This window comes from Microbacterium sp. (assembly GCF_029263575.1).
Taxonomy (GTDB): domain Bacteria; phylum Actinomycetota; class Actinomycetes; order Actinomycetales; family Microbacteriaceae; genus Microbacterium.
In genome coordinates, this window is sequence record NZ_JAJUFV010000160.1 from 1 (window position 1) to 6,382 (window position 6,382).

Here is a 6,382-nt window from a genome sequence, read left to right on the forward strand (position 1 = left end):
GGCGGCTCCTGACCCGGAGCCGTCTGCGCGGGCGGCGCCTGGACGGGAGGATCCTGCGCTGGCGGTGCCTGAACAGGTGGCGCCTGCGCGGGAGATGCCTGCTCGGGCGCCGCATACTCGGGAGTCGCATACTCCGGCGCGGGCGGGATCGGAGGCGCAGCATCCGTCATCTGTTCGCCCGGCACACCGTCCGGTGCTGGCGGGGCGCCCGCGGGCGGAACCGCGCTGCCATCAGGGGCGATCGGCGCGTCGGGAGACGACGTCGGCGCATCGGCAACAGGCGCCGCGTAGCCGTTGGGGTCGGCAGCCGGCGTCCCATACGAATTGGGGTCGGCAGCTGGCGCCCCATAGGCGTTGGCGTCAGCGGCCGAGTGCTCTCCGGGCAGGGCCGGGAGCTGACCGTAACCGGCCTGATAAGCCTGCGGCTGGGTCGGATATCCGGTGTAGTACGCGTTCCAGTCAGGCAGCCCGTCTTGCAACACGGGAAGCGGTGTCACGCCGTCAGCATAGGTCGGCCACTGCTGCGCAAGAGGCGCTGCAACAGCCGCCCCACTCGCGTACGACTGCGCGCTGTAACCCGGCGCTGCTGCCGGCGCTGGAGCCTTGGGCGCGAACAGCGCGTTCAGCAGCGGAATGAGAGTCGTGCCGACTGCGGCCAGAATCGCGAGGGCGACGACGATACGCCAGTAGATGTCGCTGTAATCGAACACCTCGGGCAGAGTCAGGAAGAACACGAGCATGCCCACGAGGAGCACGAGAATGGCGATCGTGACGTAGTAGATGATGGTGGTGAATGTCGTCACATAGCGGCGCGCAGCCGCGGTGAACAGGCGCACGTGCAGCAGCGCAAGCTGAAGAATCGCGACGACGAGCAGAAGCTGAATGAACCGCACGAACCCGGACGCGTACTCGCCAGGCTCTTCGGGCAGCCAGATCTTGATGGCACCGACGATGAGCGCCACGATCCACGTGATCATGCTGGCCAACGCCAGCCAATCGGGCCGCCGCGTGGCCAGGCCCGCCTCGAGAATCGCGATACCGGCGAACCCAGCGAGTAGCACGATGGTCAAGAAGGCTCGTGCGATGAGACCGTCTTGGTCGCCGATGAGCACCCAGACGACGCACACGAGGGCGGCGGCGATCAATGCGCCGATCGCGATCCAGATCGCACCCCTGATCAGCAACGATGTATTCGGCGCGCCCTTGGATTCGGCCGTGACCTCTGACATGTCTTCCCCCTCGTGATCCTGCGTGTTTCTCATCTTGCCATGCGGCATCGTGCTTGTGAGAGGTATCCGCCGATTGTGGAGAACTCAGCCCGACTTCTTCGCGGATGCCGCGGCGAACGCCGCCACGCGCGCCTGAGCATCCGCCGTGTCGAAGGCTGCGCCGATGGAGCGCGCTTCTTCACTGAGCTGGTCGACGAACGTGCGCTCGTTCCTCGAACGCACGAGCCGTTTGGCCTGCCCATAGGCTCCGGCGGCGCCAGCCAGCCAGAAGCGGGCGATCTCTTCGGCACGCTCGCGTACGAGGTCGGCCTCGACTGCCGCGTCATCTCCGCGGACGACCTCGGCTGCGATGCCCCATTCCTGCGCTTCATCAGCGGCCAGAAGGCGATCTTGCAAAACGAGTTGCAGCGCGCGTCTCTGCCCGACCGCGTGCGCGAGCTGAGCCGAGACAGAAAGGTCCGGTGTGAGGCCGATGTTCGCGTAGAGACTGCCGACCTTCGAGCGACCGCCGATGACGGCATAGTCAGAGCACAGCAGAATACCCAGGCCGCCGCCGGCGGTCGTTCCGTGCGCCGCTGCGACCACCGGTATCGCCGACTCGGTCAGAGCGCGGATGCCGACGTTGATCACCCCGGCAAGCTCGGTGATCTGTGAGCCATCCCCCATCGTGGTCGCCATGTCGAGCACGTCTCCACCGGCGCAGAAAGCCGGCCCGGCAGCATCCAGAAGAATCGCGCCGACATCATCACGCGACGTCGCCTCGGTCGTCGCGTCGCGCCAGGCTTCGGCGAGATCGGCGTTGAAGGCGTTCAGCCTCGCGGGACGGTTCAGGGTGAGGCGCGCGAGGCCCTCGTCGACGGAAAACAGAATCGCATCGCTCATAGCGTCTCCTTTGAAGCAGGTCGCACTCAGCGTAACCGTCAGACCAGCCCCTCCAGAACTCGTTTGGCGAAACCCTCCATACGCCGCTTGGTGCCGTCGAGACGGCTGTCGATCTGCCCCGGGAGCCGGATCTCGTTTGGAGCGAGCGGATGCGCGAGGCGAACGTTGTCGTGACAGGTGAGGTCAGCGCAGATATAGGTGCCGACGCTGTCTCCGCGAGCGCCAGCGGCACCGGCGCGACGGGCTGAGAACAGCGCGACCTGGTTGCCGGGCTGCATCAGGTGGCAGATATTGCACATCCCCGAGCGCGCGCGAGCAGGGTCGGCCGCGCGCAGCACAATGCCCATCACGCGCCCGTCAACCTCAACCACGACGCATCCGCGCTTGCTCGATGCCGGATCACGCCACGCGAGAAAGTCGCGGAAATCCCAGTCGATCAGAAGGAAGTCATGCGGCATTTCGATCAGCCGCAGCTCCTCCGGATCAGCGTTGACGAATGACGCGCGGACATCGGACTCGGTGAGAGCTCGCATTCGCCCAGTCTATGAAGTCGCCGGCGCTTCGGCTTCGAGCGGGGTCGCCCGACCGCGGATGACGAACCCGAAACCGAAGGCGACTAAGAACATCAGCACACCGTAGACGGCCGCGGGCAGGCTGAGCTCCGTCGAGCCCAACACACTCTGCGCGATGACTATCGCGAGCGTCGCATTGTGGATTCCGATCTCGAAGGAGGTCGCGATCGATGCACGCCTGTCGACCTTCAGCATCCGCGGCACGGCGAATCCGATCGCCAGGCTGACGAGACAGAATAGTACCGTGATGAGCGCCAGTCGGGTAAAGTTCTCAGCCAGAAGCGTCCAGTTGGATGCCACCGCCCCGGCGATCACCACGACGAGGATGATCACGCTGGCGATGCGCACCGGCTTATCCATCGCGTCAGCGAACCTCGGCCAGAATCGGCGTACCAGCATCCCGAGAGCCACCGGCAGCAGAACGATCGCGAACACCTCGAGCGCCTTCGCCCATTGCAATCCCAGTTGATCATCGAACGGTTGGAAGTACATGATCGCGAAGTTCGTGATCAACGGCAGCGTCAGCACCGCGATCACGGAGTTCACCGCTGTCAGCGAAATGTTCAACGCGATGTCGCCGCGGAACAGATGGCTGTATAAGTTCGCGGTCGTTCCACCGGGAGAGGCCGCGAGCATCATCATGCCGACGGCGAGCACAGGAGACAGCTGGAACGCCAACACCAGCCCGAAACACACGGCCGGCAGAATGAGCAGCTGACATACCAGCGCGATGATCACCGCCTTCGGCTGTTTCAGCACGCGTGCGAAGTCTGCCAGTGTGAGGCTCAAGCCCAGGCCGAGCATGATGATGCCGAGGGCAACCGGCAATCCGATGGTGGTCAACGCTGATCCCATGAGACTCATGGTGGCCTATGGAGGTGCTCGGTGTCACCTGGAAACAGAGTTCTGGCGACGAATTGACTGAGGGCCCCGCTCAGCGAAGGCCCTCAGATTTTGTGGCGAGTGAGGGATTCGAACCCCCGAATGCAATGCAGGCTGATTTACAGTCAGCTCCCTTTGGCCGCTTGGGTAACTCGCCAAGTGCACACCCGTCCAGCTTGTACAGCCAACCGGGGGCGCGAGAATCAAGCATACCCGCCACGGGCGAGTGCAAGAAATCGACGCGTCAGCTGCCGCGCACCCCCCGTTCGCCGCCGTCCAACGACTCGGGTGTGCGCAGCAGTCCACCCTCGGCGCGGCATGTGGCCGCAGCGACATCCATGGCCCGATCGAGCAGGCGTTGCCAATCGTCCGCGCTCTCTGGCCGCGCTCCGACGAGCCCCGCAGCCACGCCCGAAAGCGTGGCATCGCCAGCCCCGACCGTATCGATCACCGGACCGGGAAGGTCAGAGATCGGCGCCGTGAAGATTCCGGCATCCGATTCGAGCACAGCGCCGTCCGCGCCCGCCGTTGCGAGCACAGCCTCCGCACCACCCGCACGCAAACGTGCTCGAAGCGCATCCAAGTCGCCGTCGTAGAGCAAATCGGCGTCGTCGGCCCCGATCTTGACGATCGCCGCCGAAGCCGCCAGACGCTCGAATCCGCGGACGAATTCGTCGCGGTCGCTCAGCATGCCCGATCGCGGATTGGGGTCAATCGCGACACGCACGCCATCGAGGGCCTCAGCCACCGCATCCACCTCGGCGGGAACATCGAAGGGAAAACAACTGATCACCGCGAGATCGGCGTCGGCGATCGCGCGACTCGCCTCATCTCCATAGCGGATGCTGCGCCGCTGAGCCGCCTCATTGAAGACATACGTCGGCTCACCGTTCGCAGCCCGCTGGACGACCGCGCGCGATGACCCGAGCGAGCTGGGACTCGCAACCAGCCGCACGTCGTGATCATTCAGATACTCACGAATGTGCGCACCGGCCTCATCGTCTCCCACCATCGCGATGAGCGTCGTGGGAACGCCGAGTCGCCGCAACCCCACAGCCACGTTCAACGCGGCGCCGCCGACCAGTTCGCGCACCCCTCCGGTGTCATGGATCTCATCGATAAGTGCGTCGCCGATCACCACGGCACGGGGTAGTTGGACCATCCCCACATTCTCTCGCAAAAGAGGCCCCGGGGTTCACGCCCCGGAGCCTCCTTCAACACTGCCTCAATCAGTTATGCTCGCGACTTCGTCGCTCAACAACTTTCAATCGGCTCGGCTCGAGCGAGCAAACTCGCTCGGCTCTCGCCTCAATCAGTTGTACGTACCCGGGGTCACGTCATCCGTCGAGAACGCGTCGAAGTCGACGTAGCCGAAGTCACCCTCGGCATACGCGCCATCCGAAGCGAAGATGCGGTTCGGGTAACGCTCGCTCTTGGCCTCGTCCGTCGCCTCGACCGTAACGTCACGGTACTTCGACAGGCCCGTCCCGGCGGGGATGAGCTTACCGATGATGACGTTCTCCTTGAGACCGACCAGCGGATCGCGCTTGCCCTGCATGGCGGCCTCGGTGAGCACGCGGGTCGTCTCCTGGAAGGAAGCGGCCGACAGCCACGATTCGGTCGCAAGCGACGCTTTCGTGATGCCCATCAGCTCCGGACGTCCCGATGCCGGACGCTTGCCCTCAGACACAGCCTCGCGGTTGATCATCTGGTAGCGCTTGAGGTCAACCATCTCACCCGGCAGCAGGATCGTGTCAGCGTGGTCGACGACGGTGACCTTGCGGAGCATCTGGCGAACGATGACCTCGATGTGCTTGTCGTGGATCGGCACACCCTGCGAACGGTAGACGCCCTGCACACCGCCGACGAGGTAACGCTGCACCTCGCGGGCACCCATGACGCGCATGACCTCCTTGGGGTCGAGCGTGCCGACCTGCAGCGGCTGACCGACCGAGACGTGCTGGCCGTCCTCGACGAGAAGCGTCGCACGCTTCAGCACCGGGTAGACGACTTCCTCATCACCGTTGTCGGGGGTGAGGATGACCTTCTTGGCCTTGTCGGTCTCTTCGATCGTGATGCGACCATCGGCCTCAGAAATCGGCGACGCACCCTTCGGAGTACGTGCCTCGAAGAGCTCCTGCACGCGGGGCAGACCCTGCGTGATGTCCTCGGCCGATGCCGAACCACCCGTGTGGAAGGTACGCATCGTCAGCTGGGTACCAGGCTCACCGATCGACTGTGCGGCGATGATGCCGACGGCCTCGCCGATGTCGACGGTCTTACCCGTCGCGAGCGAGCGGCCGTAGCACTGTGCACACACACCGACGGCCGAATCGCACGTCAGCACCGAACGAACCTTGATGTTCTCGACACCGAGCGCGACGAGCTTGTCGATGAGCACGTCACCCACGTCGTCGCCGGCTGAGGCGAGCACCTCGCCGGACTCGCTGACGACGTCAGCGGCCAGGGTGCGGGCGAACACCGAGTTCTCGACGTTCGCGTCACGGACGAGCTCACCCTGCGAGTTCGGAGCGGCGATCGGGAGCTCGAGGCCCTTCGACGTGCCGCAGTCCTCTTCGCGGATGATGACATCCTGCGAGACGTCCACCAGACGACGGGTCAGGTAACCCGAGTCGGCCGTACGCAGAGCGGTGTCAGCCAGACCCTTACGGGTACCGTGCGTCGCGATGAAGTACTCGGCCACGCTCAGCCCCTCGCGGTACGAGGAGATGATCGGACGCGGGATGATCTCACCCTTCGGGTTGTTCACCAGGCCTCGCATACCCGCGATGTTGCGGATCTGCAGCCAGTTACCAC

General features: G+C 64.7%; 5 protein-coding genes, 1 tRNA gene and 1 pseudogene. All 7 read right to left on the bottom strand.

Features of this window, described 5'->3' with window-relative positions:
• A partial coding sequence (locus tag Q1J95_RS13305; RefSeq protein WP_300268331.1) for a hypothetical protein occupies positions 1 to 1,262 on the bottom strand: 1,262 nt, incomplete at its 3' end.
• Between the two features lie 51 nt (positions 1,263 to 1,313).
• Positions 1,314 to 2,111 (bottom strand): enoyl-CoA hydratase/isomerase family protein, encoded by a 798-nt coding sequence (locus Q1J95_RS13310; protein WP_300268333.1) that lies wholly within the window; start codon positions 2,109 to 2,111, stop codon positions 1,314 to 1,316.
• Between the two features lie 38 nt (positions 2,112 to 2,149).
• Complete coding sequence (locus tag Q1J95_RS13315) at positions 2,150 to 2,644, bottom strand: FBP domain-containing protein (RefSeq protein WP_300268336.1); 495 nt, start codon at positions 2,642 to 2,644, stop codon at positions 2,150 to 2,152.
• A 9-nt stretch (positions 2,645 to 2,653) separates the two neighbouring features.
• The gene (locus Q1J95_RS13320) at positions 2,654 to 3,538 is read right to left on the bottom strand and encodes a bile acid:sodium symporter family protein (protein WP_300268338.1); all 885 of its coding nucleotides are present in this window, start codon (positions 3,536 to 3,538) and stop codon (positions 2,654 to 2,656) included.
• A 102-nt stretch (positions 3,539 to 3,640) separates the two neighbouring features.
• A tRNA-Tyr gene (locus tag Q1J95_RS13325) sits at positions 3,641 to 3,722 on the bottom strand.
• A gap of 87 nt (positions 3,723 to 3,809) precedes the next feature.
• Positions 3,810 to 4,727, bottom strand: coding sequence for a PfkB family carbohydrate kinase (locus tag Q1J95_RS13330; RefSeq protein ID WP_300268341.1), 918 nt, complete (start codon positions 4,725 to 4,727; stop codon positions 3,810 to 3,812).
• 150 nt (positions 4,728 to 4,877) lie between these two features.
• Positions 4,878 to 6,382: pseudogene (locus Q1J95_RS13335) on the bottom strand (DNA-directed RNA polymerase subunit beta'); the annotation flags it as partial.

What these genes read in the sequence shown, in the direction of transcription:
- Q1J95_RS13315 (WP_300268336.1), bottom strand. Translation starts at nt 2,644, where the DNA reads ATGCGAGCTCTCACCGAGTCCGATGTCCGCGCGTCATTCGTCAACGCT.
- Q1J95_RS13330 (WP_300268341.1), bottom strand. Translation starts at nt 4,727, where the DNA reads ATGGTCCAACTACCCCGTGCCGTGGTGATCGGCGACGCACTTATCGAT.
- Q1J95_RS13310 (WP_300268333.1), bottom strand. Translation starts at nt 2,111, where the DNA reads ATGAGCGATGCGATTCTGTTTTCCGTCGACGAGGGCCTCGCGCGCCTC.
- Q1J95_RS13320 (WP_300268338.1), bottom strand. Translation starts at nt 3,538, where the DNA reads ATGGGATCAGCGTTGACCACCATCGGATTGCCGGTTGCCCTCGGCATC.